General features: G+C 41.4%; 27 protein-coding genes and 1 pseudogene. 23 read left to right on the forward strand and 5 right to left on the reverse strand.

What is annotated here, in order from left to right; genetic code table 11:
- Both KZ793_RS08020 and tmaR read left to right on the forward strand, forming a co-directional pair.
- Positions 1–271: hypothetical protein (locus KZ793_RS08020; RefSeq protein WP_225814879.1), on the forward strand; the 271-nt coding region annotated here is incomplete at its 5' end.
- 407 nt (positions 272–678) lie between these two features.
- Positions 679–996 carry a PTS system regulator TmaR gene (gene tmaR / locus KZ793_RS08025; RefSeq protein ID WP_112878499.1) on the forward strand — a complete coding sequence of 106 codons (318 nt, stop codon included), beginning with the start codon at positions 679–681 and terminating at the stop codon, positions 994–996.
- Between the two features lie 44 nt (positions 997–1,040).
- Here the strand turns inward: tmaR and KZ793_RS08030 are convergent, their stop codons facing one another.
- Entirely contained in the window at positions 1,041–1,673 is a 633-nt protein-coding gene (locus KZ793_RS08030; protein WP_225814880.1) for an SDR family oxidoreductase, read from the reverse strand.
- A 185-nt stretch (positions 1,674–1,858) separates the two neighbouring features.
- On the reverse strand, positions 1,859–4,927 hold the full coding sequence (gene rne / locus KZ793_RS08035) for a ribonuclease E (RefSeq protein WP_225814881.1): 3,069 nt from the start codon (positions 4,925–4,927) through the stop codon (positions 1,859–1,861).
- 560 nt (positions 4,928–5,487) lie between these two features.
- On the opposite strand from rne, the gene rluC reads away from it, so the two are divergent.
- Positions 5,488–6,447, forward strand: a complete 960-nt coding sequence (gene rluC / locus KZ793_RS08040; RefSeq protein WP_225814882.1) for a 23S rRNA pseudouridine(955/2504/2580) synthase RluC — start codon at positions 5,488–5,490, stop codon at positions 6,445–6,447.
- On the opposite strand, the gene KZ793_RS08045 is transcribed toward rluC, so the two are convergent.
- Positions 6,444–7,034, reverse strand: a complete 591-nt coding sequence (locus KZ793_RS08045; RefSeq protein WP_225814883.1) for a Maf family protein — start codon at positions 7,032–7,034, stop codon at positions 6,444–6,446. The genes rluC and KZ793_RS08045 overlap by 4 nt on opposite strands.
- A 142-nt stretch (positions 7,035–7,176) precedes the next feature.
- On the opposite strand from KZ793_RS08045, the gene yceD reads away from it, so the two are divergent.
- From yceD to KZ793_RS08145, 20 genes are all read left to right on the forward strand, one after another.
- Positions 7,177–7,701 carry a 23S rRNA accumulation protein YceD gene (gene yceD / locus KZ793_RS08050; protein ID WP_036782159.1) on the forward strand — a complete coding sequence of 175 codons (525 nt, stop codon included), beginning with the start codon at positions 7,177–7,179 and terminating at the stop codon, positions 7,699–7,701.
- Between the two features lie 12 nt (positions 7,702–7,713).
- The gene (gene rpmF / locus KZ793_RS08055; RefSeq protein ID WP_011147057.1) at positions 7,714–7,884 is read left to right on the forward strand and encodes a 50S ribosomal protein L32; all 171 of its coding nucleotides are present in this window, start codon (positions 7,714–7,716) and stop codon (positions 7,882–7,884) included.
- 29 nt (positions 7,885–7,913) lie between these two features.
- Positions 7,914–8,951 carry a phosphate acyltransferase PlsX gene (gene plsX / locus KZ793_RS08060; protein WP_225814884.1) on the forward strand — a complete coding sequence of 346 codons (1,038 nt, stop codon included), beginning with the start codon at positions 7,914–7,916 and terminating at the stop codon, positions 8,949–8,951.
- Positions 8,952–8,957: 6 nt separating this feature from the next.
- Positions 8,958–9,911 (forward strand): beta-ketoacyl-ACP synthase III, encoded by a 954-nt coding sequence (locus KZ793_RS08065; RefSeq protein ID WP_118986261.1) that lies wholly within the window; start codon positions 8,958–8,960, stop codon positions 9,909–9,911.
- Positions 9,912–9,935: 24 nt separating this feature from the next.
- On the forward strand, positions 9,936–10,868 hold the full coding sequence (gene fabD / locus KZ793_RS08070; protein ID WP_225814898.1) for an ACP S-malonyltransferase: 933 nt from the start codon (positions 9,936–9,938) through the stop codon (positions 10,866–10,868).
- Between the two features lie 7 nt (positions 10,869–10,875).
- Positions 10,876–11,610, forward strand: a complete 735-nt coding sequence (gene fabG, locus KZ793_RS08075; protein WP_225814885.1) for a 3-oxoacyl-ACP reductase FabG — start codon at positions 10,876–10,878, stop codon at positions 11,608–11,610.
- 154 nt (positions 11,611–11,764) lie between these two features.
- Entirely contained in the window at positions 11,765–12,001 is a 237-nt protein-coding gene (gene acpP / locus KZ793_RS08080; protein WP_011147052.1) for an acyl carrier protein, read from the forward strand.
- Positions 12,002–12,074: 73 nt separating this feature from the next.
- Positions 12,075–13,316: a beta-ketoacyl-ACP synthase II gene (gene fabF / locus KZ793_RS08085; protein WP_225814886.1), complete on the forward strand. Its 1,242-nt coding sequence runs from the start codon at positions 12,075–12,077 to the stop codon at positions 13,314–13,316.
- 239 nt (positions 13,317–13,555) lie between these two features.
- A complete protein-coding gene (pabC, locus tag KZ793_RS08090; RefSeq protein ID WP_225814887.1) occupies positions 13,556–14,380 on the forward strand; it encodes an aminodeoxychorismate lyase in 825 nt (274 codons plus the stop codon).
- Positions 14,381–14,446: 66 nt separating this feature from the next.
- The gene (gene mltG, locus KZ793_RS08095; protein ID WP_225814888.1) at positions 14,447–15,472 is read left to right on the forward strand and encodes an endolytic transglycosylase MltG; all 1,026 of its coding nucleotides are present in this window, start codon (positions 14,447–14,449) and stop codon (positions 15,470–15,472) included.
- Positions 15,469–16,107, forward strand: a complete 639-nt coding sequence (tmk, locus tag KZ793_RS08100) for a dTMP kinase (RefSeq protein ID WP_225814889.1) — start codon at positions 15,469–15,471, stop codon at positions 16,105–16,107. Before mltG ends, tmk begins: the two co-directional genes overlap by 4 nt.
- Positions 16,107–17,090, forward strand: a complete 984-nt coding sequence (gene holB, locus KZ793_RS08105; RefSeq protein WP_225814899.1) for a DNA polymerase III subunit delta' — start codon at positions 16,107–16,109, stop codon at positions 17,088–17,090. The genes tmk and holB overlap by 1 nt, the downstream gene beginning before the upstream one ends.
- Positions 17,091–17,121: 31 nt before the next feature.
- Entirely contained in the window at positions 17,122–17,907 is a 786-nt protein-coding gene (locus KZ793_RS08110) for a metal-dependent hydrolase (protein ID WP_225814890.1), read from the forward strand.
- 70 nt (positions 17,908–17,977) lie between these two features.
- Complete coding sequence (gene hinT / locus KZ793_RS08115; protein ID WP_225814891.1) at positions 17,978–18,334, forward strand: purine nucleoside phosphoramidase; 357 nt, start codon at positions 17,978–17,980, stop codon at positions 18,332–18,334.
- 180 nt (positions 18,335–18,514) lie between these two features.
- Positions 18,515–19,081 (forward strand): penicillin-binding protein activator LpoB, encoded by a 567-nt coding sequence (lpoB, locus tag KZ793_RS08120; protein ID WP_225814892.1) that lies wholly within the window; start codon positions 18,515–18,517, stop codon positions 19,079–19,081.
- Positions 19,044–19,931: a thiamine kinase gene (gene thiK / locus KZ793_RS08125; RefSeq protein ID WP_225814893.1), complete on the forward strand. Its 888-nt coding sequence runs from the start codon at positions 19,044–19,046 to the stop codon at positions 19,929–19,931. The genes lpoB and thiK overlap by 38 nt, the downstream gene beginning before the upstream one ends.
- A gap of 176 nt (positions 19,932–20,107) precedes the next feature.
- Positions 20,108–21,130 (forward strand): beta-N-acetylhexosaminidase, encoded by a 1,023-nt coding sequence (gene nagZ / locus KZ793_RS08130; RefSeq protein ID WP_225814894.1) that lies wholly within the window; start codon positions 20,108–20,110, stop codon positions 21,128–21,130.
- Positions 21,131–21,362: 232 nt separating this feature from the next.
- Positions 21,363–21,737 (forward strand): type II toxin-antitoxin system RelE/ParE family toxin, encoded by a 375-nt coding sequence (locus KZ793_RS08135; RefSeq protein ID WP_225814900.1) that lies wholly within the window; start codon positions 21,363–21,365, stop codon positions 21,735–21,737.
- Positions 21,724–22,056: a helix-turn-helix domain-containing protein gene (locus tag KZ793_RS08140; RefSeq protein WP_225814895.1), complete on the forward strand. Its 333-nt coding sequence runs from the start codon at positions 21,724–21,726 to the stop codon at positions 22,054–22,056. The genes KZ793_RS08135 and KZ793_RS08140 overlap by 14 nt, the downstream gene beginning before the upstream one ends.
- A gap of 527 nt (positions 22,057–22,583) precedes the next feature.
- Positions 22,584–23,888 (forward strand): NAD(P)/FAD-dependent oxidoreductase, encoded by a 1,305-nt coding sequence (locus KZ793_RS08145; protein WP_225814896.1) that lies wholly within the window; start codon positions 22,584–22,586, stop codon positions 23,886–23,888.
- A gap of 85 nt (positions 23,889–23,973) precedes the next feature.
- On the opposite strand, the gene KZ793_RS08150 is transcribed toward KZ793_RS08145, so the two are convergent.
- On the reverse strand, positions 23,974–25,644 hold the full coding sequence (locus KZ793_RS08150) for a S8 family peptidase (RefSeq protein ID WP_225814897.1): 1,671 nt from the start codon (positions 25,642–25,644) through the stop codon (positions 23,974–23,976).
- Positions 25,645–25,912: 268 nt separating this feature from the next.
- Positions 25,913–26,223 (reverse strand): annotated as a pseudogene (locus KZ793_RS08155) (IS30 family transposase); the annotation flags it as partial.
- Between the last annotated feature and the right edge of the window lie 335 nt (positions 26,224–26,558).

Below are 26,558 nucleotides of genomic sequence, written 5' to 3' on the forward strand. Positions count from 1 at the left end.
GACTTATTTCTGTGAAATGAATCGAAAAATGATTATACCCTTCATCTTTCAAGCTGCTGCTTTGTTGGCTGCTTTCACTCACCCCAGTTACATCGTTATCTATGCTCCTGGGGATTCATTCACTTGCTGCCGTGCTGCAACTCGAAATCTATTAGGTATAGAATGTTTATTATTTAAAATTTTAATAATATTCCATATAATCAATTTACTTTATTTAACTTGTTTTTTGGTGACCGATTTAATAATTCTATTTTTAAATAATTTGGCGTGATTTTATAATTTTCCATTTATATGAGATGGCACCGGAGTCATTATTATATAAAATTATGCTCCGATAAATTTATTATTACATTAGCTTAGTAATTCCAGGGATTATAGTGATTAACGATCATTGTACTTTGAGAGCTGGAAGGAAGAGATGGTAGTTAAGAAATGGGGAAGGGACGTAAAGCACTGTGCTTCTACCAGTGAAAGGTCGTTGCTGAATTATTCACCTACATTAACCAGTTGTTTTCGATTAAAGCAATATGCTGAACTCTTCATCAGCAAGTTAACAGGTTTACGTAATCAATTAAAATCAATAAGGAACGGAAACTGACTTGTCTATTAATGGCGTTAAGTTGTATTGTGTAATCCAATTGGATAATCTGTACGTTTGAGTTAAAGAAAGGTATGAAAATGGACAACGTAAATAAGCCGTCATTCCACAATGTGTTGGAGTTTGTACATATGTTTCGTCGTAAGAATAAGTTACAGCGCGAAATTGCAGACAATGAAAAGAAAATACGCGATAACCAGAAGCGTGTTTTATTGCTTGATAACTTGAGCGAATACATCAAGCCTGGTATGTCAATTGAGGATATTCAGAGCATCATTATGAATATGAGAAGTGATTATGAAGACCGTATAGATGATCATATAATTAAAAATGCGGATCTTTCTAAGGAGCGTCGTGAATTGTCTAAAAAGCTTAAAACAATGGGTGAACTCAAATAGCATCATTAGATAACCACGCATGAATGCGTGGTTATCCTTACCGACTACGCAACAGCCCAATCAGGTTTAAGCTCTGGATCAACTAAGGTATAAATCTGCTGATATGAAGATTTTTCTTCTGCCATAATTGCCAGTTGATGTGCAACATCTTGGCGACTAACTACACCATGAATTTCATGCTGATATCTTTGGCAATGGCCTGTTCCCGGTTTATCTGTTAATCCTCCTGGGCGAATAATTGTGTAATTTAAGGAACTTGTTTGAAGGTAGCTTTCTGCCATTGATTTACGCCTGACAGATTGGCCAAACAATGATTTAGCTCTGGGTGACAGGGTTTTCCAGCCTTCGCCACAACCTATTGAGGTAACGAGTAACATACGTGTTATTCCAGCTTTCTCAATAATATCAATGATAGTCATATTGCCAAAGAGATCTGAATCAATTCCACCAATAGTAGAAAAGACGATTGCTTCTGAACTGACATGTTGTACCGTTTTTTCAATATCTTCAGCATTACAGGCATCACCTTGTATCACTTTGACACCTAAAGCACTCAGTTCAGTAGCCTGCTGAGAATTGCGGATAAGGGCAATGACGGGACGTTTTTGTTGCAGTGCGACGGTCACGAGATGACGTCCAACGCCACTACCTGCACCAAAAATAAGCCACGGTTTCATAGGTTATTCTCCTGGTTAAAATAAGAAATCGAATGATAATTAATTGAACAGGGTAACGGTAATGACCGTTTAAACTAACCCTTATGTGGATAGAATAAAATTAACGGTAAGTATTTTTGTGGGGTTAGTAGCAAAAAAAATGGCTCCCTAAAAAGAGCCATTCTGCTAATATTAAACAATGTTGTTTATTCAAAGAATTGCGGTTTGGCCATTGGTGAAGTAGCTGCATTAGTGGCTGAATGGCCTCCAGCTCCCCCTTTCCCTTCAAAATGAGAAAAAGGCCGTTGCCATTCGCTGATAATAATAGGTTTTTCAATCATCTCAGGGGCTGGCGCTTTGGTCATCGGCGCATAAGAATGATGAAATTTGGCTATAATAGCAACAGGTTGTTTAACCATTTCATCTTTACTCTCTTCAATAATCATCACTGCTGCAATTTCTTCAGAAACAACAATGTTTTCTTCTGCTTCAGATTGCTGTTCAAATTCAGGGATAATCGGTGTTATTGCAACCAGTTCAATAACTGACCGCTCTTCTTGCACTGATTCAGTTTGCTGTAGAACAATATCATTTTGTTCTGTAATGCCTGTTTCAGATTTGATTCCATTCTGGTGAGCTTCTGGCATCCCTGCTACCTTAGGCGATTCAATGATGGTTTGTTCAGATTCTGCAACAACGATGATTGCAGGTACTGTTTCTGCTGCTATTGCTGGCGATACCCCATTTTGCTGCTCTTGCTGTTCGATCATGGAAATTTCCTCAGGAATTTCTATGGAAATCGGAACCACCGGATAGCGAACCCAAACTTTACCGGAAGCCATTTCTGGTGATGCAACAGCCATAGATAATGGTGCCGGTGATTGAAGTAGATTTCTCTCATCGCGGTAACGGCGGCGGCGCTGACCACTAACGCGCAAATGACGAGGTGAGCGACGAGAGCGGCGTGGCATAACATTATCTTGTTGCTCTTTATTTTCAGTCAATTGTTGTGGCTGAGCTGTTTCTACGGGTATTTCAACAGGTACTGGTAATTGCTCTTCTGTAACAACAGGTACGGGCAGTGAGGCGACAGTTGTAACTTCTTTCACTTCATCTATGATGCGAATTTTTTGTTCAAGCTGACGACGTTGGCGACGTGGCATAACCGGTAGACGTTCTTCAACCTCATTTTCAACGACTTCTGGTTTCTGGGTTTCAAGTTGCTGCTGGCGTTTTTCTTCCTGACGACGGCGTTGACGTTCCGCACGTTGCTCGCGACGTTGTTGCTGTTGGGTTTCACGAGCAGCAGTATCTATCGTCACGTTGTTATCTTGAGTGCCATTTTTCTGTTGAGTATTACGATTTTTCCATTGTTCGTCACGATCGCGGTTATTACGTTGTTCATCACGCAGATTATTATCATCACGATCTTTACGTGAATTTTGGCGGCGTTGATTGCGTCGTTCAGAAGAGCGACGGTTGTCATGACCGGATAATTTGTTCTCTTTTTTCTGTGCCGGTTTTTCTTCTTCTGCTTCTGTACTGAACATTTTTTTCAAAGCAGTCAAGAAGCGGCTTAAGAGACCAGGTTGTTCTGTTATAGTCTGAGCAGTGTGGTTAGGCTTTTTCTCTTTTGCTTTGTGTGATGATTGCTGTGCTGGCGTATCGGCTGGCAAAGCAAAGGCAGAAATAGCGGGCTGCTCAGGACGCTTACGTTCAGGTTGGACATCTTCTTGAGGATTTGTCGTTCCAGTTTCATGGAATTGAGGAAGCAGATAACTCAGGGTAGAAATTTCCTCACCCTTACGCACGCGTAGAACAGAGAAGTGAGGAGTCTGCATTTGATCGTTAGGCACGATCACCACGCCAACATCTCCTTGACGGCGCTCAATTGCACTGACAGCCTGGCGTTTTTCGTTTAGTAGATATGAGGCGATTTGTACTGGAACAATAGCATGGACTTGATGCGTGTTCTCTTTCAGAGCCTCTTCTTCAATCAGACGCAAAATGGATAGCGACAGGGATTCATTATCACGAATAGTCCCTGTGCCGCTACAGCGCGGGCAAACGTGGTGGCTGGATTCACCTAGTGATGGGCTCAGGCGCTGACGGGACATTTCCAGTAGACCAAAGCGGGAAATACGGCCAATTTGAATACGAGCACGATCCTGACGAACAGCATCACGTAGGCGGTTTTCCACTTCACGTTGATGACGTACTGGTGTCATATCGATAAAATCGATAACAATCAAACCACCAAGGTCACGCAGGCGTAATTGACGGGCAATTTCATCCGCTGCTTCAAGGTTGGTATTAAACGCGGTCTCTTCGATATCTCCTCCACGTGTTGCTCGGGAAGAGTTAATATCGATCGCAGTTAATGCTTCTGTGGTATCGATAACCACAGCACCACCTGATGGCAGGCGAACTTCACGCTGAAACGCAGATTCAATCTGTGATTCAATCTGATAATGGCTGAATAGGGGAACTTCGCCGCTATACAGCTTGATTTTACTGGTGAAATCTGGACGGCCAAGCGCGGTGATATGCTGGCGTGCCAGATCGAGAACTTTAGGATTGTCGATTAAAATTTCACCTATGTCTGGACGCAAATAGTCGCGGAAAGCACGGACGATAACATTACTCTCTTGATGGATTAAGAATGGCGCAGAGCGGTTTTCGGCGGCTTTTTTGATCGCTTCCCAGTGTTTAAGGCGGAATGATAAATCCCACTGTAGTGCTTCTGCGGACTTACCGACGCCCGCAGTGCGGACAATCAGTCCCATTCCTTCTGGCACTTCTAGCGATGCCAAAGCTTCTTTCAGTTCTGTTCGGTCATCTCCTTCGATACGGCGGGAAATACCGCCCGCGCGAGGGTTATTAGGCATGAGTACCAGATAACTGCCCGCCAGGCTGATAAAAGTGGTTAAGGCAGCCCCTTTATTACCTCGTTCTTCTTTATCGACTTGAACGATAACTTCCTGGCCCTCCCTTAAAACATCTTTGATATTAGGGCGACCGTGAGGATGGTAGTTATTGGGGAAATATTCGCGGGCGATTTCTTTAATAGGAAGGAAACCATGCCGTTCAGAGCCGTAGTCAACAAAAGCAGCTTCCAGACTAGGTTCAATTCGGGTGATTTTACCTTTGTAGATATTTGCTTTTTTTTGCTCGTGTCCTGGGCTTTCGATATCCAAATCATAAAGGCGTTGCCCGTCAACCAGAGCAACACGCAACTCTTCTTGCTGAGTTGCGTTGATTAGCATTCTTTTCATTGTAACTTACTCATTATTTTTTACATTAGTTATAGAGCTATGGGCAAATATAGATAAGCGACTGGTAACCGATGGTCTCGTGTCTTTTACAAATCCGCCAACCTCCCGGTTGTCGTTTGTATAGAGACGCATATTTTCGGCAGGTCTGAATTTTCACTTAGAAAACAGTACCTTTTTCTAGGAATAATCTGCAAATATAAATGAAGCTGATTTGATCCAATTCCAGTAATCTGCTACCCGTAGCCCGCTAATTATTTGATTTCCCAGTACGTCTTACGCCATTGCTGCGTTTTTGTGCAATCAAATATAGAACAAACGTTTAACTTCGCCATTCAGGATTAAAAAACTGATGGTGGCTACGTATTATTCCATTGCTGTTGGGGTGATAGCAAGGTGACTTTATGTCTTTAAGCTGTTTTTCTGATGAAATAGGAAGAAATAGTTAATATTTAATCTTTAGCTTAAAGTAGGGAAGGTAACAACCGGAAAGTATGCGTGATTTTTACACATAATTTAAAAATGAGTAGCACTCTGCTTGAGTGATAATTAAAATTGCTATCATGAAAACGAATAATCAAGTTGTACAATTTGTCACTATTGATGACGATGAGGCTGGACAGCGAGTTGATAATTTTTTATTAGCGCGTTTGAAGGGTGTTCCTAAGAGCATGATTTACCGGATTGTGCGTAAGGGGGAAGTCCGGGTAAATAAAGGCAGGATAAAACCTGAGTATAAATTGTCTGAGGGGGATGTTGTCAGAATTCCGCCGGTTCGGGTTGCAGAACGGCAAGAGATACCCGTTTCAGCTAAACTGGATAAAGTCGCTGCATTAGACGACTGTATCTTATACGAAGATGACCATATTCTGGTGCTCAATAAACCTTCTGGTACGGCCGTTCATGGCGGTAGTGGTTTAAGTTTTGGCGTTATTGAAGGATTGCGGGTATTGCGTTCGGCAGCAAAATTCCTCGAATTGGTGCATCGTTTAGATCGTGATACCTCTGGAATTTTGTTAATTGCTAAAAAACGCTCAGCTTTACGGGCCTTGCACGAGCAATTACGCCTTAAACAGATGCAGAAAGATTATTTGGCTTTAGTTCAAGGACAATGGCAATCACATTGTAAGGTTGTTCAGGCTCCATTGCTGAAAAATATCCTGCAAAGTGGTGAGCGGATTGTTAAAGTAAGCAATGAAGGTAAGCCTTCTGAAACACGTTTTAAAGTAGAAGAGCGTTTTGCCAATGCAACGTTAGTGAAAGCCAGCCCGGTAACAGGTCGGACTCATCAAATCCGTGTTCATGCTCAATATGCTGGGCATCCGATCGCTTTTGATGATCGCTATGGGGATAAAGTTTTTGATTCGCAATTGTCAGATACGGGTCTTAACCGCCTATTCTTGCATGCCAGTGCGCTAAAATTTACTCATCCCTCGACGGGGGAGACATTACGTCTTGAAGCACCGATGGATGAGCAATTGCGCTATTGTATAAAAACGCTACGTCAGAATCACAGTAATTAACCTATCGCCGTCAGTGGGTTTACCCCCTGGCGGATTAATAATTCAGTCAATGTAATTAATGGTAAACCGATCAGCGTATTCGGGTCTTTCCCTTCAAGTCGTTCAAATAAAGTGATTCCTAACCCTTCGCTTTTAAAGCTTCCTGCACAATTAAGGGGGTTTTCCGTGGTTAAATAAGCCCAGATTTCATCATCAGTCAGCTCTCTAAAATAGACATTGAATAATTCACAACGGGTATCAGTTATACCTGTTTTGCTGTTAAAGAGAGAAATGCCGGTATAAAAGGTGACGCAATGACCACTGGCTTGCCGTAATTGTTTAAATGCATTTTCAAAACTATGGGGCTTGCCGGTGATTTCGCCATTAATAACACAAACTTGATCAGAACCAATAATCAAATGCTGAGAATATTTTGTTTGTAATGCCTGTGCCTTGGCTTGTGCCAAACGCATAACGAGCTGTTCTGCATTTTCATTCATTCGAGGTGTTTCATCAGTATTAGGAGCCGCACATATAAAGGGTAAACGAAGTTTTTCCAATAACATGCGGCGGTAAGCTGATGTGGAAGCTAAAATGATTTGTGTCATAATTTTTCCAAAAGACATGGCGAAATAATTGCAGGCATTTTAAACTAGGTATCGCTTAATAAGCGAATATTTGGCGGAAAGGTGCAGATGTGTGGCCTTTTTCTTTGACTATATCTCATTACAAAGATAATATGCGCGCCTTATGCAAAAGGTAAAATTACCCCTGACCATTGATGCGCTTCGCGCAGCTCAGAAACGATTAGACTACGCAGGTAGTTATTCACCTGAGCAAGTTTTGCGTATCGCGGAATCTGTGGTTAGCGTGGACAATGATGTAGACAGCGTTTTATCGTTTCAGATAGATAACCAACGTCTGGCGGTTGTGCGTGGGCATTCCGATGTGGATGTTACGCTTGAATGTCAGCGTTGTGGCGGTAATTTCAGCCATCACGTTCACATAACATATTGTTTTAGCCCGGTCGTCAATGATGAACAGGCTGAAGCATTACCGGAAGAGTATGAGCCAATTGACGTTAACGAATTTGGCGAAATAGATTTGCTGGCAATGATTGAAGATGAAATAATTCTTTCTCTGCCGGTGGTTCCGGTACATGATTCTGAACACTGTGAAGTGTCCGAAGCGGACATGGTGTTTGGTGAATTACCTCTAGAGGCTGAAAAACCAAACCCATTTGCCGTATTAGCCAGCTTAAAGAAAAGTACTTAAGGAGTAAGGTCAATGGCCGTACAACAGAATAAACCAACTCGTTCTAAACGTGGTATGCGTCGTTCTCATGATGCACTGACTGCACCATTACTATCTGTAGATAAAACTTCTGGTGAAACTCACCTGCGTCACCATGTGACTGCTGATGGCTACTACCGTGGCCGCAAAGTCATCAACAAATAATCTCCGCCAGTCATTAGCAAGTTGATACCTTGACTAATCTGACTTTAGCGTTAGATGCCATGAGCGGGGACTTTGGTCCTCGCGTTACGGTGCCTGCTGCATTGCAGGCACTGGCATCTAACCCTAGACTTAAATTATTGCTGGTCGGCGCCCCCGATACCATTTCCCCGATGCTTGCAAGCAGTGATGCTGAGTTGCTTAGTCGTTTGCAAGTGGTTCCTGCTGAACAGGTTGTAGCTAACGATGCGAAGCCGTCGCAGGCAATTCGTAATAGCCGCGGAACGTCAATGCGTATTGCATTGGATTTAGTGAAATCTGGTGAAGCGCAGGCGTGTGTCAGTGCAGGGAATACCGGAGTATTGATGGGGTTGTCTAAAGTAATGCTAAAATCGATAGAGGGCATTGAAAGACCCGCTTTGATGACCGTGTTGCCAAACCTAAAACAGCGGCAAACTGTCGTATTGGATTTAGGCGCCAATGTTAATTGCGATAGCCGCATGCTAGTGCAATTCGCCATCATGGGTTCAGTGATGGCAGAGGAAGTGGTCGGTGTGGTTAATCCTGCGGTAGCATTGCTTAATATTGGTACAGAAGAGAGTAAAGGGCTGGATAATATCCGCGAAGCCGCCACTATTTTAAAGCGCATTCCGACAATAAATTACATTGGATATCTGGAAGGTGACGAATTACTGACAGGTAAGAGCGATGTGTTGGTATGTGACGGCTTCGCAGGTAACGTGACGTTAAAAACGATGGAAGGGGCGATTAGAGTTATCTTATCCTTGCTCAAATCATCGGATGAACAAAAGAAAAAATTTTCCTGGTTGCTGAAAATAGTCAAGAAGTGGTTGCAAAAACGGATGACAAAACGCTTCGGTCACCTGAACCCTGACCAGTATAATGGCGCATGTCTGTTAGGATTATATGGAATTGTAATCAAAAGCCATGGGGCGGCTAATGAGCATGCGTTTAAAGCCGCAATCGAACAGGCTGTTCAGGCCGTTGAAAGGCAGGTTCCTGATAGAATTGCTGCACGCCTGGAAACAGCATTACCCAAGAGTGACTGAACATACATGTATACAAAAATTTTAGGTACAGGTAGTTATCTGCCTGCGCAAGTGCGTACTAATGCTGATTTAGAAAAAATGGTGGATACTTCTGATGAGTGGATTGTTACCCGTACAGGTGTCCGCGAACGTCGTATTGCTACTGATGATGAAACTGTTGCAGTTATGGGGTTCCGGGCTGCAAAGAAAGCAATTGAAATGTCGGGCATTGATAAAGATCAGATTGATTTAATCATTGTTGCAACAGCTTCATCTACCCATGCTTTCCCCAGTTCTGCGTGCCAAATTCAGCACATGTTGGGTACCCAAAATTCTGCGGCTTTTGATATTTCCGCCGCTTGTTCTGGTTTTGTTTATGCACTGAGTATTGCTGATAAATTTATTAGAACCGGTGCGGCAAAACATGCACTTGTTATTGGTTCTGATTCTATTACCAGAACACTTGATCCAGAAGATCGCGGAACACTTGTCCTGTTTGGCGATGGTGCAGGTGCTATGGTGGTAGGGGCTTCTAATGAGCCAGGAATTCTTTCAACTCACCTTCATGCAAACGGTAGCTATGGTAAATTGTTGGTATTGCCTTATCAGGAGCGTCAGAATCTAAAAGAACCAGCGTATGCCAGTATGATCGGTAATGAAGTATTTAAGATTGCAGTCCGTGAATTGGCTAACATAGTTGATGAAACTCTAGAAGCAAATAACTTACCGTATAGTGAGTTGGATTGGCTGGTACCTCATCAGGCTAATTTGCGTATTATCGCAGCGACAGCTAAAAAATTAAACATGACAATGGATAAAGTAGTGGTAACGCTAGATCGTTACGGTAATACTTCTGCGGCATCGGTACCTACAGCATTTGATGAAGCAGTACGTGATGGCCGGATTAAGCGTGGTCAGTTAATCTTAATTGAGGCTTTTGGTGGTGGCCTTACTTGGGGTTCAGCACTGATACGTTTTTAATTTGACAGGAAGATGAACATGTCTATGTCTGAATTTGCAATGGTATTTCCTGGTCAGGGTTCTCAAGACCTTGGTATGTTGGCCGATTTGGCTACAGCGTTCCCGGTTGTCGAGCAAACTTTCGCTGAAGCGTCTGATGTACTGGGATATGATCTCTGGGCACTGGTTCAACAGGGGCCAGAAGAAGAACTGAACAAAACATGGCAAACTCAACCCGCGTTGTTGGCAGCATCGGTTGCTATCTGGCGGCTTTGGCAGGAAAAAGGTGGAAAAGCACCATCACTGATGGCTGGACATAGCCTTGGTGAATATTCCGCACTGGTTTGTGCGGGTGTCATTGATTTCAAACAAGCCATTAGACTTGTTGAACTGCGTGGCAAATTGATGCAAGAAGCTGTACCTGAAGGCACTGGTGCAATGTATGTTATTATTGGTTTAGATAATGAATCCATTGATCGTGCCTGTAAAGAAGTAGCTCAGGGGCAAATTGTTTCTCCTGTTAACTTTAACTCACCTGGTCAAGTTGTTATTGCGGGTGAGAAAGAGGCGGTAGAGCGTGCTGGTGATGCATGTAAAGCCGCCGGTGCGAAACGTGCGCTGCCTTTGGCAGTCAGTGTACCGTCGCATTGTGCACTGATGAAACCCGCCGCAGATAAGCTGGCAATTGTTTTGGAAGGAATTGAATTTAGTCATCCTCAGTTCCCGGTGGTAAATAATGTTGATGTGAAAATAGAACAATCTGCTGAAGCTATCCGTGATGCACTGGTACGACAACTCTATAACCCTGTCCGTTGGACAGAAACAGTTGAATTTATTGCTGGACAGGGTGTCGGGCAGCTATTAGAAATAGGGCCAAGTAGAGTTTTGACAGGTTTAACTAAACGAATTGTCAATACCTTAAGCGCAGCAGCAGTTAATGACACAGCTTCACTAATAACTGCATTGGAAAATAATTGAGGGCAATATGAGATTAGATGGAAAGATTGCATTAGTAACAGGTGCTAGCCGTGGGATTGGCCGTGCAATTGCTGAGCTATTAGCAGAGCGTGGAGCCTATATCATTGGTACAGCAACAAGCGAAAAAGGCGCTGAAGTCATCAGTGCTTACCTTGGTGAAAAAGGTAAAGGTTTTGTACTGAATGTCACTGATCCGGAATCGATTGAACAGCTTATGTCTACCATCCGAGCAGAGTGTGGTGGGCTTGACATTTTAGTGAACAATGCGGGTATCACAGGTGATAACCTGGTGATGCGCATAAAGGATGATGAGTGGCAGCATGTTATTGACACTAATCTTTCATCCGTTTTCCGTATGTCAAAAGCGGCAATGCGCTTTATGATAAAAAAACGTTACGGTCGTATTATCTCTATTGGTTCTGTTGTTGGATCGATGGGGAACCCTGGGCAAGCAAGTTATGCCGCGGCGAAAGCAGGGATTATTGGTTTCAGTAAGACATTGGCTCGCGAAGTGATTTCCCGTGGTATTACTGTTAACGTTGTTGCGCCGGGGCTGATTGAAACTGATATGCTAAAAGCCTTGCCAGAGGAGCAGTTGGCGAGCTTTTCGAATGATATCCCCGCTCAGCGGCTTGGGGATGTCAAAGAAATTGCTAGTGCTGTAGCTTTCTTAGCTTCTGATGAAGCGGCTTACATCACAGGCGAAACATTACATGTCAATGGCGGCATGTATATGAACTAAAAAATGAGCGAACCAGTTGCATTTTTTGTGTCAAATAACGCAAAATAGAGCAAGTTTGTGGTTCGACCAGCCGGGATTGGGTTGCATCTTTTCCTGTATTTTATAAACTACGAAAACCATCGCGAAAGCGAATTTTGATAGGAAATTTAATAGCATGAGCACTATTGAAGAACGCGTTAAAAAAATCATCGTTGAACAACTTGGTGTTAAAGAGGAAGAAGTTGTTAATTCAGCTTCTTTTGTAGATGACTTGGGCGCTGATTCTCTTGACACAGTTGAACTAGTAATGGCTCTGGAAGAAGAGTTCGATATCGAAATTCCAGATGAAGAAGCAGAAAAGATCACTACAGTTCAGGCAGCTATTGATTACGTCCAGAACCAAAGCGAATAAGTGAACACACCTAGGCGGTCATTCGACCGCCTATGTTTCCGCCCTAAATAATTTCCCTCCCTGGAGGATGAGCGTGTCTAAGCGTCGAGTAGTTGTGACCGGATTAGGCATGTTATCTCCTGTCGGTAATACAGCTGAATCTTCTTGGAAAGCTGTTTGTGCCGGACAGAGTGGTATCAGCCTTATTGACCATTTTGACACCAGTCACCATGCAACTAAGTTTGCTGGTCTGGTTAAAGGTTTTAATCATGAAGATTTCAATATTTCGCGCAAGGATGCCCGAAAAATGGATGATTTCATTCAATATGGTATTGCAGCAGGTGTGCAAGCCATTGAAGATTCTGGAATTGAAGTAACAGAAGCCAATGCTAGTCGTTTTGGTGCTGCTATTGGTTCTGGTATTGGTGGTTTGGGTCTGATTGAAGAAAATCACGGGGCGTTGGTGGCGAGTGGTCCTCGTAAGATCAGCCCGTTCTTCGTACCTTCTACGATCGTAAACATGGTAGCAGGTCATCTGAGTATTATTTACGGCTTGCGTGGCCCGAGCATTTCTATCGCCACAGCATGTACGTCAGGTGTACATAATATTGGCCATGCTGCCCGTATTATTGCCTATAATGATGCTGACATTATGCTAGCCGGTGGTGCGGAAAAAGCCAGTACTCCTCTGGGGGTTGGTGGTTTTGGTGCTGCCCGTGCTTTATCTACCCGTAACGATAATCCACAAGGTGCAAGTCGTCCGTGGGATAAAGACCGCGATGGCTTTGTTCTGGGGGATGGCGCAGGTATCCTGGTACTGGAAGAATATGAACATGCGAAGAGACGTGGTGCGAAAATTTACGCAGAAATCGTTGGCTTTGGCATGAGCAGTGATGCTTATCATATGACGTCACCACCAGAAAATGGTGCAGGTGCTGCGCTGGCGATGGAAAATGCGTTGAAAGATGCCGGTATCACGACCAAGCAAGTGGGATATATTAATGCTCACGGTACTTCAACATCTGCTGGCGACTTAGCGGAAGCCCATGCAGTTGAGTCGGTGTTTGGTAAAGGCACTGATGTTTTAGTGAGTTCTACTAAATCAATGACTGGTCATTTGTTGGGTGCTGCGGGGGCGGTTGAATCTATTTTCACTATCATGGCATTGCGTGATCAGGTTGTTCCGCCAACTATCAATCTGGAAAATCAGGATGAGAACTGCTGTCTGGATTTCGTGCCAAATGAGTCCCGTAAGGTAGAGGGGATGGAATATGCATTGTGTAACTCTTTCGGCTTCGGTGGTACTAACGGCTCACTGATTTTCCGTAAGGTGTAAACCTGATTGACAGACAAAGCCTGATATTACAGAAACTTGTTGTTGAGGGTTTCTCAGTATGATTTTGTAAATACTGGGAAGCGACAGAATAGAGAGCTCCAATAGTTAATAATTATTGGAGCTTTTTTTGTGACAAGAGCTGTTGGCATTTTTGCACTCGTGTCAGCGATATACTATGATACCGCTTGTTGATAAATTGCATTGAAATGCCTTTTTTGAGTAATTAAGCACAAAATTATATGTATTGGATTAATGGGGAGCGGAGCAACTATTTACCTGTCAATGATCGTTCAGTTCAATTCGGGGATGGTTGTTTTACAACAGCAAAAATAGAGCAGGGACAGGCTGCCTTGCTGTCATTGCATATCCGAAGATTACAGAAAGGTGTTGAAAGGTTATACCTTCCCCAACCTGATTGGCAACAGCTTGAAAACCATATAAAACAGATTGCTTCCACAACTGAACAAGGTGTACTTAAAGTTATTATTTCCCGTGGAGCTGGAGGGCGTGGTTATAGTGCTCAGGGTTTTACACAACCCAATCAAATCTTGTCTCTTAGTCCTTATCCCGATAAGTATTTGAAACAGTGTCAGAAAGGTTTATCTATGGTGCTCAGTCCGGTACCGATGGGAATAAACCCCTATCTTGCTGGAATTAAACACCTTAACCGTTTAGAACAGATATTGATTAAATCATTTATCGAAAAATCAAATGCTGATGAAGCTCTGGTCGTTAATACTGATGGTTTTTTGGTTGAATGCTGTACTGCAAACATTTTCTGGCGTAAAGGCAAAGATGTGTATACTCCTGATTTACGAGGCTGTGGTATCGAAGGTGTGATGCGGGAAAGAATAATCGCGCTATTATCGGAAAGCGATTATCACTTTTCTTGTGTAAACTGTTATCCCGAAATATTGGCTGATGCAGATGAGGTGATAGTCTGTAATTCTTTAATGCCAGTGATACCTGTCAGAGAAATTCACGCTTATGAAAATCAGCCCGGATGGAAATATCAGTCAAGGGAACTGTATGAATATTTGCTTCCTGAATGTTTGAAGTTGTAATTCATGATGTATTTAAGTGAACCGTGTGTTTAAGTAAACAATGTGTTTAAGTGATTAGATTAATTGATGAAATGGAAAAAACGCCTTTTTGCCCTATTGGCTTTGATTGTCATTATGGCAGCAATATTACTCTATGCTGGCTATGAAAAAGTTGAAAAATTTGCGGATCAAACACTAACAATTAAACAGGATCGAATATTTACCCTGCCAGCAGGTATTGGTCGTCATGGTTTGGAAGCGTTACTGGTTCGGGATAACCTGATTGAAGATAGTCATATTTTCCCTTGGTTATTAAGGTTGGAGCCAAAACTTGCCGAGTTCAAAGCGGGAACTTACCAATTAACACGAGAAATGACTTTACGGGAAATGTTGCAATTATTCTCTAGTGGTAAAGAAGCGCAATTTACGGTCCGTTTTGTTGAAGGTAGCCGTTTATCTGACTGGTGGAAAATACTACAGCAATCTGAATATCTTAAACATGAATTGGATAATAAAGATGCTCAGGAATTGGCTGAAATACTCGATATTAAAGATACAGATACCTTGGAAGGGTGGCTTTATCCTGATACCTATCACTATACGGCAGGTACAAGCGATGTTGCATTGCTGAAACGAGCATATCGACGGATGAAAATGACGCTGGAAGAGGAATGGAAAGCGCGCGACAAAAATTTGCCCTATAAGAATGCCTATGAAATGTTGATTATGGCGTCGATTATTGAAAAAGAGACTGGTGTTGAGGCCGAGCGGACAAAAGTTGCTTCTGTATTTATTAATCGTTTACGGTTGAATATGCGACTTCAAACTGATCCGACAGTGATTTATGGTTTAGGTGAAAAATATACAGGCACTATTTTTCGTAAAGATTTAACGACATTGACGTCCTACAATACTTATATGATTAATGGCCTGCCACCTACACCGATTGCAATGCCTGGCTTTGCTTCTATAAAAGCGGCTGCACACCCGGCAAAAACCGAATTTCTCTATTTTGTGGCGAATGGTAAAGGTGGTCATACTTTTACGACCAATCTGGCTGCGCATCACAAGGCGGTAAATATTTACCGTCAGGGGTTAAAACAAGACAAATGAACAGTAAATTTATTGTTATTGAAGGGCTGGAAGGTGCAGGAAAAACGTCAGCGATGAAAACAGTCGTTGAAATATTGCAGCAGCACGGTATCCAGAATTTAATTTTTACCCGTGAACCGGGTGGAACACCACTGGCAGAAAAATTACGTGGGTTAATTAAACAAGGTGTTGAAGGTGAACCTCTGACGGATAAAGCAGAGGTGTTAATGTTATATGCAGCCAGAGTTCAATTAGTCGAAAATGTGATTAAACCTGCTTTGTCTCGCGGTACATGGGTTGTGGGTGATCGTCATGACCTCTCTTCCCAGGCATATCAAGGGGGAGGACGTGGTATTGATAAAAACTTGATGACTTCGCTACGTGATACTGTGCTGGGTGATTTTCGTCCTGACCTGACTATTTATCTCGATCTTCCTCCTCAGATTGGTTTACTGCGTGCCCGTGAACGTGGAGAGTTAGACCGAATTGAAAAAGAGTCGATGGATTTTTTTGATCGTACGCGCAGTCGTTACCTGGAGTTTACAGCACAGGATAAGAGTATTGTGACCGTTGATGCGGCTCAACCAATAGAGCAAGTACAAGCAGATATTTATCAGGTACTTGGGCAATGGCTGAAGCAGCAGGAAAATGGCTAATGAATTGGTATCCGTGGCTGAATCAGGCATATCGTCAGTTGGTGGAATTTCATCAGCAAGGACGAGGCCATCATGCTTTATTGGTTCATGCTAATGCAGGTACTGGGGCCGATGTGTTGATCTATGGATTAAGCCGATGGTTGATGTGTCGGAATAGACAGGGGATGAAAAGTTGTGGGAAGTGTCATAGTTGTCATCTGATGATGGCAGAAACTCATCCTGATTGGCATATTATGTCACCGGAGAAGGGTAAAACCAGTGTTGGTGTGGAAGCGGTACGGCAGATTACGGAAAAGCTTTATAGCCGTTCTCAGCAAGGTGGAGTAAAAATTGTCTGGTTACCTTTGACCGAATGTCTGACAGATGCTGCGGCCAATGCATTATTGAAAACGCTGGAAGAGCCACCGGAACATACCTATTTTCTTCTGGAATGTCGGCAGCCGTCCAGTCTTTTGGTCACTTTACGTAGCCGCTGTTTTTACTATTTTTTGCCGGTACCTGAGATGGAAAGTAGCCTTTATTGGTTGCAAAAACAGTTGCCTTTAATTTCTTCGGTCGATGCAATGACAGCGTTGAAACTGTCTCGGGGAGCACCTGTAGCAGCAGAACAATTGTTGCAACCGGAGCAATGGCAGATACGAGAACAGTTTTGCCAGGCTGTTAAACAAGCTTTGGATAAACGTGATGCTTTGTCACTTTTACCTCAACTGAATCATGAAAATGCGCCGCAGCGCCTTCATTGGCTTATCAGTTTGTTATTTGATGCGGTGAAGTGGCAACAGCAGTTACAGCGTTATTGCATCAATCAGGATCAACAAACGCTGATTTATCAATTGAGTTCCATGCATACTATGGCTGTTTTACTGAAAAGCGTTGATGACTGGATGTCTTGTCGTCATCAGTTGCTTTCAGTCGTGGGCGTAAATTGGGAATTGTTACTGGCAGAACAGTTGCTCAATTGGGAAAAACAGTTTACTTCATAACCCTGAAATCTTTTTGTATACGAGTTTAAATATGTTGTTAGTTGATTCGCATTGTCATCTCGATTGCCTTGATTATGAAAAGCTACATAAAAATGTAGATGATGTTGTCGCAAAAGCGGCAGATCGGGAGGTTAAATTTATGCTGGCAGTAGCGACGACGCTACCTGGTTTCCAGCAAATGAAAACCCTAATTGGTGAACGGGAAAATATCGTATTTTCCTGTGGTATTCATCCACTTAATCTGGATGAAGGTTATGATTTTGATGAGTTGGCGCGTTTAGCGGCCGGGAATGAAGTTGTTGCACTAGGTGAAACTGGGCTGGATTACTATTATCAACAGGATAATGCTGAATTACAGCGAACCTCGTTTCGTGAACATATCCGTATAGGACGCAAACTCAACAAGCCTGTTATTGTGCATACCCGCAGTGCCCGTGATGATACTTTGAAGGTATTGCGTGAAGAACAGGCACGAGAATGTGGTGGTGTTTTGCACTGTTTTACCGAAGATAAAGATACGGCGAGAGAATTATTGGATTTAGGCTTCTATATTTCATTCTCAGGTATTGTGACTTTCCGTAATGCGGAGCAGATTCGTGAAGCGGCAAGATATGTACCGTTGGATCGTATTCTGATTGAAACCGATTCTCCTTATCTTGCACCTGTGCCTCATCGTGGTAAAGAAAACCAGCCAGCCTATGTGCGTGATGTTGCGGAATATATGGCTGTACTTAAGGGGGTGAGTATTGAGGCATTGGCGGAAGTGACCACACAGAATTTTTGCGATTTATTTCATGTTGATGTAGATAAAATTTGATTTATTAACTTGAATCTTTGGTTTGTAAGCGCTCATATATCTGTTGTTTTTTTAATAAAAGGAAAATGTGATGGCAGAAGAAACTATTTTCAGTAAAATTATTCGCCGTGAAATACCTTCTGATATTGTTTATCAGGACGATCTAGTCACTGCATTCCGCGATATTTCTCCACAGGCACCGACTCATATTTTGATTATTCCAAATGTCCTGATCCCAACAGTGAACGATGTTAAACCGGAGCATGAAGCAGCATTAGGACGAATGATGACGGTTGCAGCAAAAATTGCTGAACAAGAAGGCATTGCTGAAGATGGATATCGTTTGATTATGAACTGTAATCGCCATGCGGGGCAGGAGGTTTACCATATTCATATGCATTTGGTTGGTGGTTGCTATTTAGGACCATTACTGACGAAGATGATGTGAAGTACCGAAATTCACATATGTAGGCAGATATTTGGGGTTATTTATCCTAAGATAGCTCCGAATATCTCGATTTTTTAATAAATGCTGCAAATTTATCATGGGAATTGGACCGATAATATATTGCTGGTGTCACAGCAAAAACTTATCTGTTTTTTAAAGCTCTATAATTGGAATAGGTTGATGAAAAGAATTTTTTTTGTAGCGCTATCGGTTATGTTCTTGGCGGGTTGTCCATCTTTACCCCCGGAGCAGCCCGAACCTCCGACGCCGGTTGTACCAGTGACGCCGCCGGAACCGACTCTGCCATCTGAAAAGGTACCAGAGCCTCCTAAAATGCGCGCGATTGATTGGGAAAGTACTGTGCAACCATTATTGGAGCAACTCGTTAAGGCTCATGGGTTGGAAAACGGGAAGTTACTATTAGTTGATACAGTGAAAAACAATACTAACGGCGCATTACAAACTATGCAAGCAACCGATGCTTTGCGTCAAGCTGTCAGTAGCGAGCATGTTTTTGAATTAGTACCACAAAATCAGGTGCAAAATGCCCGTCAATCTCTGGGCTTATCTGAAGAAGATAGTTTAGGGTTGCGTAGTAAAGCGATTGGTCTGGCTCGTTATTTGAATGCGGATTATGTTCTTTATTCTATCGTTTCAGGTAACAGTGATAAGCGTGATATCGTTATGCAACTGATGTTGGTACAGACAGGTGAGATTCTTTGGTCAGGGCACGGTGACGTTAAATAATCATGATTGTTTGTTGCAGGCATTGTGCAGGCAATGGCCGCATACCGCAGTAAGCGATTGGAAGATAAGACCGCTAAGTGGTCTGACAAATGAGAGCTATTATGCCACCAATGGTGAATATCATGTTGTCGGCCGCAGGCAGTGGCGGCAGGGGAAACAGCTTGGCGTTAATCGTCAGCGTGAAAGCGCCATTTTGCGCCATCTCAGTCAGGTAAAAATTGCTCCGCAAGTCTTAGCAATGGCTCCTTACTGGCTGTTGTTGGAGTGGTTGCCCGGTCATGTTATTGGGCAAAATGAGTTTTCTCAGCCTGAGTTTTTGCAAAAACTGGCGGCATTATTGGCTATTTTGCATCACCAGCCTCTGTTTGGTTACCAACTTCAACTGAGGCATCAGCTAGAAAGCCATTGGCTGCAAATTGATAAAGCGCGTCTTACTCCCCGCTGGTTGCGGTTGCATAAACATTTTATGTCGTCTCCGGTGCCTTCAATATTAAAATTATCACCCGCTCATATGGATGTGCATGGCGATAATTTGCTTAATACTTCTCAGGGGCTGAAACTCATTGATTGGGAATATGCAACTGATACCGATATTGGATTTGCGTTAGCGACGCTATTTCGCACTAATTATTGGGATGAACCGCAGCAGCAGGATTTTTTGAACGACTATTGTTGTCAGCCATCAGGATACTTGGATCGGACACGATTAGAGCGTCAGATTAAACGTTGGCAGCCTTGGGTTGATTATATGCTTTTGATGTGGTTTGAAGTGCGCTGGAAACAGAGTGGTGATCGACACTTTTTAGAATTAGCGCAACCATTACGTCTCTCTTTTGGTCTAACGTTTTAAATCTTTGTCACACTGCATTAATGGCAGTATATGAATATATACCTAATAGATTTCGAGTTGCAGCGCGGCGGCAAGTGAACGAATCCCCAGGAGCATAGATAACGATGTGACTGGGGTGAGTGAAAGTAGCAACAAAGCGGCAGCTTGAAAGATGAAGGGTATAAGTGAGGAATGTTATGGGTCCAGTCATCTTAGATGTTGTCGGTTATGAATTGGATAATGAAGAAAAGGAAATTTTGCAACATCCATTAGTGGGCGGATTAATTCTATTTACTCGTAATTTTTATGATGCTGAGCAATTACGTGAATTAGTACGTCAAATTCGTAAGGCTTCCCGCCATCGTCTTGTGATTGCTGTTGATCAAGAAGGCGGCAGAGTTCAGCGTTTCCGAGAAGGTTTCACTTGTTTACCGGCGGCTCAATCTTTTGCTGGATTGAGTGACAATCTCAATGGCACTCAATTGGCGCAAGAGGCGGGCTGGTTGATGGCGTCTGAAATGATTGCTATGGATATCGATATCAGCTTTGCGCCGGTTTTGGATTTAGGTCACCAGTGTGTGGCTATTGGTGAACGTTCATTCCATGAAGACCCCGAACAGGCCAAGATAATGGCGGAGCACTTTATTAAAGGTATGTACTCTGCTGGCATGAAATCGACGGGTAAACATTTTCCGGGGCATGGTGCTGTTAATGCTGATTCTCATAAAGAAACTCCCCGTGATGATCGCCCGTTAGAAGCGATTTGTCGTCATGACATGTCTATTTTCCGTGATTTTATCCAGCGTGATTTATTGGATGCGATTATGCCGGCTCATGTGATCTATTCTCAGGTAGATGAGCATCCCGCCAGCGGATCATCATATTGGTTAAAATCAGTGCTGCGTCAGCAATTGGGCTTTGATGGTGTGATATTTTCCGATGATCTCTCTATGGAAGGGGCGGCGATGATGGGAAGTTGCATTGAACGCGGACAGACTGCACTGAATGCCGGTTGTGACATGATTTTGATATGTAATAACCGTGATGGGGCGGTGAGCGTGCTTGATAATCTGCCGTTGACCAAAGTGGAGAAATTATCAAAATTGTATCATCAAGGTGGTCAGTATAGTCTGAATGAGTTAAAGAATTCAAAGCGTTGGCAGCAGGCTAATAAAGCACTAACGGCTTTGCATGAACAATGGCAAGATTGTGTGCGGTAATAAATTTTGGTTAAAAACAACGGATTTCTTCGAATTTATGTTGATGATCATATTAATTCTTTTAAACAAAACATAAAACTTATGATCATTGGTATTAACTAGTAGTTCTTTTTGAAAATTAAAGCAGTTTTTTATTAAAGTGCGATAAACCTCATTTTATGGGTGTTTTTTTATGGTTTTTTATACCAGTTTTGTAATAATTGCTGCATCGAATCTAGAGATGGTTGGAGCAATGCATAGCGGGAAAGTAAAATCATTAGTTTGGGTTGGCAGTAGTAAGAAAGATCTGTTGGCTCAACCGGAGGAAGTTGTTAAAACGATTGGTTATGCTTTGCACTTTGCGCAAATGGGTATGGCTCATCCCAATGTAAAACCCCTTTCAGGCTTTCATGGTACAGGGGTTTTAGAGGTTGTGGAGAATTATGATGGGAATACTTATCGTGCAATTTACACTGTAAAGTTTGAAAACATAGTATTTGTCCTACATTGTTTCCAGAAGAAATCAAAAAAAGGAATTTCCACGCCTAAAGTTGATGTCGATCTTATTAGATTTCGACTTGATAAAGCTAAACAGATTTATGAGGATATAAAAAATGGCAAGATATGATGAAAATGATTTTGAAATTAGTTCAGGTAACGTTTTTGCTGATCTGAATTTACCTGATGCAGAAGATATGAAGCTCAAAGCTGATCTGGCTATCCAAATCATAAACATAATTGAAAAACTGGGGCTCAATCAAACAGAGGCGGCAAAACGCATTGGGTTATCGCAACCACGAGTTTCTGCTTTGTATAACGGAAGTGTTCTCAACTTGTCTGAGAAGAAGTTAATGGAATGTCTTAACCGCCTTGGATATGACATTGAGATTGTTGCCAAACCAAGTCGAGAATTTATTGGGCATCGTACTTTTTGTCTTGCTGGATAGAAGGAGTATGAGTGAGCAGGGATGCTGTGTGATGGAAATATGCACTCTCGTTGATTGAACTTGATGTGCACTGTTTAGCATATATAGCTTTTAAGTATTTTTTACTCGTATTGTCCATTTTCAGGTGTTTGTTCTATTGCAAGAGAGATTACCTTATATTGGTGATTATTTATGCGGGAAAGCGCCTTCTTTTTTATGCGTCCAGCATGGTCGTATTCCTAAAATTTCATTGATATCAGGTTCTTTAAGAACTCTTTTTTTTAGGGCATATTTTATTTACTGTGTAAATGGGAAAGTGAAAGAAATAAGAACTGAATCCAACCAACTGAAAATAAATTGACAAATTTTGTGATTGATGTTTATTTATTCAAAAGAATTTGATGTTATTCAATTTTGGTATGACCTACTAACCAGTCATGATATTCTGTAATTATCACATCAGTTATTTATATAAGACTAAATGTTATTTAAAGGTACTATTTTACTGCCCTTAAATAACATTTAGTTTACATTTTAGTGGAGTAGTCATGACAACACCAAAGAAAAGAATTGTTATCATTGGTGGAGGTGCTGGTGGTTTGGAGCTGGCAACCAGTCTGGGGCATAAGTTGGGTCGCAAAAAGAAAGCAGAAATTGTGCTGGTGGATCGTAACCAAAGTCATTTATGGAAGCCGTTATTACATGAAGTGGCAACAGGCTCCCTTGACGATGGGGTTGATGCGTTGAGTTATCTGGCTCATGCTCGTAACCACTATTTCAGTTTCCAATTAGGGACGTTGACTGATATTCACCGTGATAGCAAAAAAATTACTTTGACTGAGATCAGGGATGAATATAACGAAGTACTGGTTCCTGAACGTGAATTGAGCTATGACATTCTAGTTATGGCCTTGGGAAGTACATCTAATGATTTTAATACACAAGGTGTGAAAGAGCACTGTATCTTCCTGGATAACCCACACCAGGCTCACCGTTTCCATAATGAAATGTTAAATCTGTTTCTTAAGTATTCTGCAAACTGTGGTCAGCAAGATAAGGTTAATATTGCTATCGTTGGCGGTGGTGCGACAGGTGTTGAGTTATCAGCGGAATTGCACAATGCGGTAAAACAGCTTAACAGTTATGGTTTTGAAGGGCTTAATTCAGAAGCGTTGAACGTGACGTTAGTCGAAGCAGGGGCGCGAATTTTGCCTGCATTGCCGGCACGTATTTCTGCTGCGGCACATCAGGAACTCACAAAACTTGGTGTTCATGTATTAACCAAAACTATGGTGACCAGTGCTGATGAACGCGGGTTGAATACTAAAGAAGGTGAGCTGATTAAAGCTGATCTCATGGTATGGGCTGCTGGTATCAAAGCACCTGATTTTATGAAAGATATTGCCGGTCTTGAAACTAACCGGATTAATCAGCTAGTGGTAAAACCAACTCTGCAAACGACACTTGATGATCATATTTTTGCCATTGGTGATTGTGCGTCATGTTCAAAGAAAGAGGGGGGTTTTGTCCCACCAAGAGCACAGGCAGCTCATCAAATGGCTAGCCGGTGTTACAGTAATATTATTGCGTTGCTGAATGACAAGCCGTTAAAAGAATATACCTATAAAGATCATGGTTCATTAGTATCATTATCTAAATTCAGTACGGTAGGTAGTTTGATGGGTAATTTGATGCGTGGTTCAATGATGATAGAAGGACGTGTAGCCCGTGCTGTCTATATCTCTTTATATCGTATGCATCAGGTAGCTTTACATGGTTATATTAAAACTGGTTTGATGATGCTTGTTGGTGGCATTAACCGTGTAATTCGTCCACGATTAAAACTGCATTAATTATTTAGTTGTATAAGGCCATCCGTAGAATAACGGGTGGCCTTGATAAAGCATTACTGCTTTAATCTGAAATCATTAACTTTAATTAAGAAAGTAGATGATCAACTAATTTGAAGGCATTTGCAATATTTGGTCGCGTGCCGATTCCTTGTGGCTCTCCTATTGCAAAACCGCTACTTTTAACCAGTGTTGCTATTTGAGTGCAATTAAAATATTTATGGTATTTTGATTTAGCATAGGACTGAATAAGCGCTAATGCACCTGCGACTAAAGGTGTAGCACTGGATGTACCATTATAACTGCGAGTATAATTTCTATTATTTCCTGGTAGATACTGTAAGTTTGTATACCCAGTAGTTGTGACATTCTCACCCCAAGAGTTTAAACTGGTGTGAAGATTATGATTGGAAAAGCCTAACCTGTGTCCATTAATTGATGTACAGGCACCGATCATAATACCGCCAGGATCGCCATAATTAGGGAAAGTGAAGTCATAGGCTAGATTAATACCACTATTACCAGAAGCGAAAATAATGGTTGCCCCTGCATCAACACAACTTTTTATTTTTTGCCAATTAGATTTGAGATAGGTGAAAGGATAATATCTATTATTGGCAACAGTTTGAATATTTAAACTAATAATATCTCCGGGTAAAAAGCTATATATTATTTTATCAAAATCATCGACGTCATAAAAACGGAATTGACATTCGTGGGCAATACCTGTCACACCGAATTTATTATCTTTTGCAGCAATACAGCCGGTGGCTGCGGTGCCGTGATTACAATCTTGTGTTTCTGGGCGGCTGTTGATAACCGTAATATTACCAACTAAATCTTCATGGTTTCTATAAACGCCAAAATCAAGATGGTGTACAGTGACGCCTTTGCCTTTATAACCTTCATCCCAGGCATTTCTAATATTCATACCTATGTGTTCGTCTAAATATCCCTGTAGATGTGAAAAATCGGGTGTAACGATATGAGTAGTATCAAATTCAGGAATTATCGTTTCCTCTTCGGACAGAAGTAAAGGTGGCGGCGGTAGCTCTTTCAAAATCGGCGTAAGAGAGCAAAATTCGACATAATCCAGTTTCTCCAGTTCGTTAGCTAACTTGACTAAATCAGCATGATTAATATCAGCATCTATCTTGTAGAGGTAAATTAATTTACTGAATTCTGGTGTTTTCCAGGTTTTCTTATCTAAATCTTCTTGATTAAAAACCGGTTTTATCTCTATTGCGTTTTTATATGAATTAAAGATAGGTAATAAATTATCTTTTTCTATTTCAAATTGTTTTAATCCATCTGGGGAAAACATAATCTCAAGATTATACTTTAAATTCTTATTTGGGATATCATTATTTCCTTTTAAAGAGATAGTGTTGCTGGGTGTTTTTTTCGGTGGTATATGGTTAATGTTGATATTATCCGTTTTGTCTTTATCTATCTCATCGATTTTTTTATCGATATCAAACAAAAAGTCTGATTCTTTTATTTCTATATCTTCTGGTGTAAGTTCGGCAATTTTTTTACCATCTTTTTTAAAGGTAATTTCTATTGTATAATTTGCGGGTTTAAGTGAAGTCAAACAGATGAGTTGATTATCTTCACTATAACATTCATATATCTCTTTTGTATTTGAATTGGTTACGGTGTATTTTATTTCTGTATCGCTACTAATTTCACCGTGACATTTAAGATATAAATTACCGTCAAATTTTGCAGATTGAAAATACTCAAGGGATATGGACATTTTCATTCTCCTCTTTGGTTAATTTCCTCCTCAGTATAACTATATTCGGGTATTTCAAATTATTATTATTTCTTAGTCCATTGTTCTGTTAGAGAGTAACTGGGTTATCTATACTGATTATTACTGAATGTGATTTTAAAATTAATTTATAATCGCTTTAGTGAGAAAGTTATTTTTCTTAAAATAAAAAGTAGGTTTTTATGGACGAGTAAGTTTGAATGACCTTATTAATAGTGTAGGATATATTCACATAATAAGTGCAACATCATCACTCTGGAAGTAAACATATCCGTATTCCTTTAAATAATTCATTGGGTGTTTTACCACAAAATTTATTTCCTGCTCAGAGACTTCATTAAAATCGGTTCCTTTGGAAAGTATTGCCTGATTAATCCATTGATATTTTCATTGATCCCCCTTTCCCAGGGTGGGTAATGGTGAGAAAAGTAAATTTGTGCCTCTAATTTTTCACTGATGAGTTCATGCTTTGAAACGCCAAACTGTTATCGAATGTGATAGCCTAACCTTTTGTTTTAACCCGTATAACACTTTCACGGCGGCTTTTGCGACTTCTGATGCCGAGATTGGCATGGATAAATCCTTACTGGAGATCTTTGTCTCCTTAGGATTCATGATTTTTTCCAATCTGTGAGTTAATTACGACCACCTGCTGCCTGATGGTTATCTCCTAATCCGCAATAGCATAGCGCCAGTTTTGCCAACTGAGCTAAAAGCCATCATCTAACCTAATCAAAAAAGATAATATCTCATCACTAATTTACGACAGGCATCACTTTTCCAGTGATTTAATCCTGAAATAAAACATCATAAATGTGATTTGCATCACATAATTAATACAAAAAGTGAAATTAATTTGAAATTATCAGCATTGGTTATTAAATGATTAATATTAA

It is taken from the genome of Photorhabdus antumapuensis (genome assembly GCF_020387775.1).
GTDB classification, from domain to species: Bacteria; Pseudomonadota; Gammaproteobacteria; order Enterobacterales; family Enterobacteriaceae; genus Photorhabdus; species Photorhabdus antumapuensis.

Coding starts and splice junctions, on each gene's coding strand:
- pabC (WP_225814887.1), top strand. CDS start 13,556: ATGTATTGGATTAATGGGGAGCGGAGCAACTATTTACCTGTCAATGAT.
- KZ793_RS08045 (WP_225814883.1), bottom strand. CDS start 7,034: ATGACACAAATCATTTTAGCTTCCACATCAGCTTACCGCCGCATGTTA.
- mltG (WP_225814888.1), top strand. CDS start 14,447: ATGAAATGGAAAAAACGCCTTTTTGCCCTATTGGCTTTGATTGTCATT.
- KZ793_RS08030 (WP_225814880.1), bottom strand. CDS start 1,673: ATGAAACCGTGGCTTATTTTTGGTGCAGGTAGTGGCGTTGGACGTCAT.
- KZ793_RS08065 (WP_118986261.1), top strand. CDS start 8,958: ATGTATACAAAAATTTTAGGTACAGGTAGTTATCTGCCTGCGCAAGTG.
- rpmF (WP_011147057.1), top strand. CDS start 7,714: ATGGCCGTACAACAGAATAAACCAACTCGTTCTAAACGTGGTATGCGT.
- KZ793_RS08135 (WP_225814900.1), top strand. CDS start 21,363: ATGCATAGCGGGAAAGTAAAATCATTAGTTTGGGTTGGCAGTAGTAAG.
- acpP (WP_011147052.1), top strand. CDS start 11,765: ATGAGCACTATTGAAGAACGCGTTAAAAAAATCATCGTTGAACAACTT.
- nagZ (WP_225814894.1), top strand. CDS start 20,108: ATGGGTCCAGTCATCTTAGATGTTGTCGGTTATGAATTGGATAATGAA.
- rne (WP_225814881.1), bottom strand. CDS start 4,927: ATGAAAAGAATGCTAATCAACGCAACTCAGCAAGAAGAGTTGCGTGTT.
- fabD (WP_225814898.1), top strand. CDS start 9,936: ATGTCTGAATTTGCAATGGTATTTCCTGGTCAGGGTTCTCAAGACCTT.
- KZ793_RS08150 (WP_225814897.1), bottom strand. CDS start 25,644: ATGTCCATATCCCTTGAGTATTTTCAATCTGCAAAATTTGACGGTAAT.
- hinT (WP_225814891.1), top strand. CDS start 17,978: ATGGCAGAAGAAACTATTTTCAGTAAAATTATTCGCCGTGAAATACCT.
- tmk (WP_225814889.1), top strand. CDS start 15,469: ATGAACAGTAAATTTATTGTTATTGAAGGGCTGGAAGGTGCAGGAAAA.
- KZ793_RS08110 (WP_225814890.1), top strand. CDS start 17,122: ATGTTGTTAGTTGATTCGCATTGTCATCTCGATTGCCTTGATTATGAA.
- holB (WP_225814899.1), top strand. CDS start 16,107: ATGAATTGGTATCCGTGGCTGAATCAGGCATATCGTCAGTTGGTGGAA.
- fabG (WP_225814885.1), top strand. CDS start 10,876: ATGAGATTAGATGGAAAGATTGCATTAGTAACAGGTGCTAGCCGTGGG.
- tmaR (WP_112878499.1), top strand. CDS start 679: ATGGACAACGTAAATAAGCCGTCATTCCACAATGTGTTGGAGTTTGTA.
- KZ793_RS08140 (WP_225814895.1), top strand. CDS start 21,724: ATGGCAAGATATGATGAAAATGATTTTGAAATTAGTTCAGGTAACGTT.
- rluC (WP_225814882.1), top strand. CDS start 5,488: ATGAAAACGAATAATCAAGTTGTACAATTTGTCACTATTGATGACGAT.
- yceD (WP_036782159.1), top strand. CDS start 7,177: ATGCAAAAGGTAAAATTACCCCTGACCATTGATGCGCTTCGCGCAGCT.
- KZ793_RS08145 (WP_225814896.1), top strand. CDS start 22,584: ATGACAACACCAAAGAAAAGAATTGTTATCATTGGTGGAGGTGCTGGT.
- lpoB (WP_225814892.1), top strand. CDS start 18,515: ATGAAAAGAATTTTTTTTGTAGCGCTATCGGTTATGTTCTTGGCGGGT.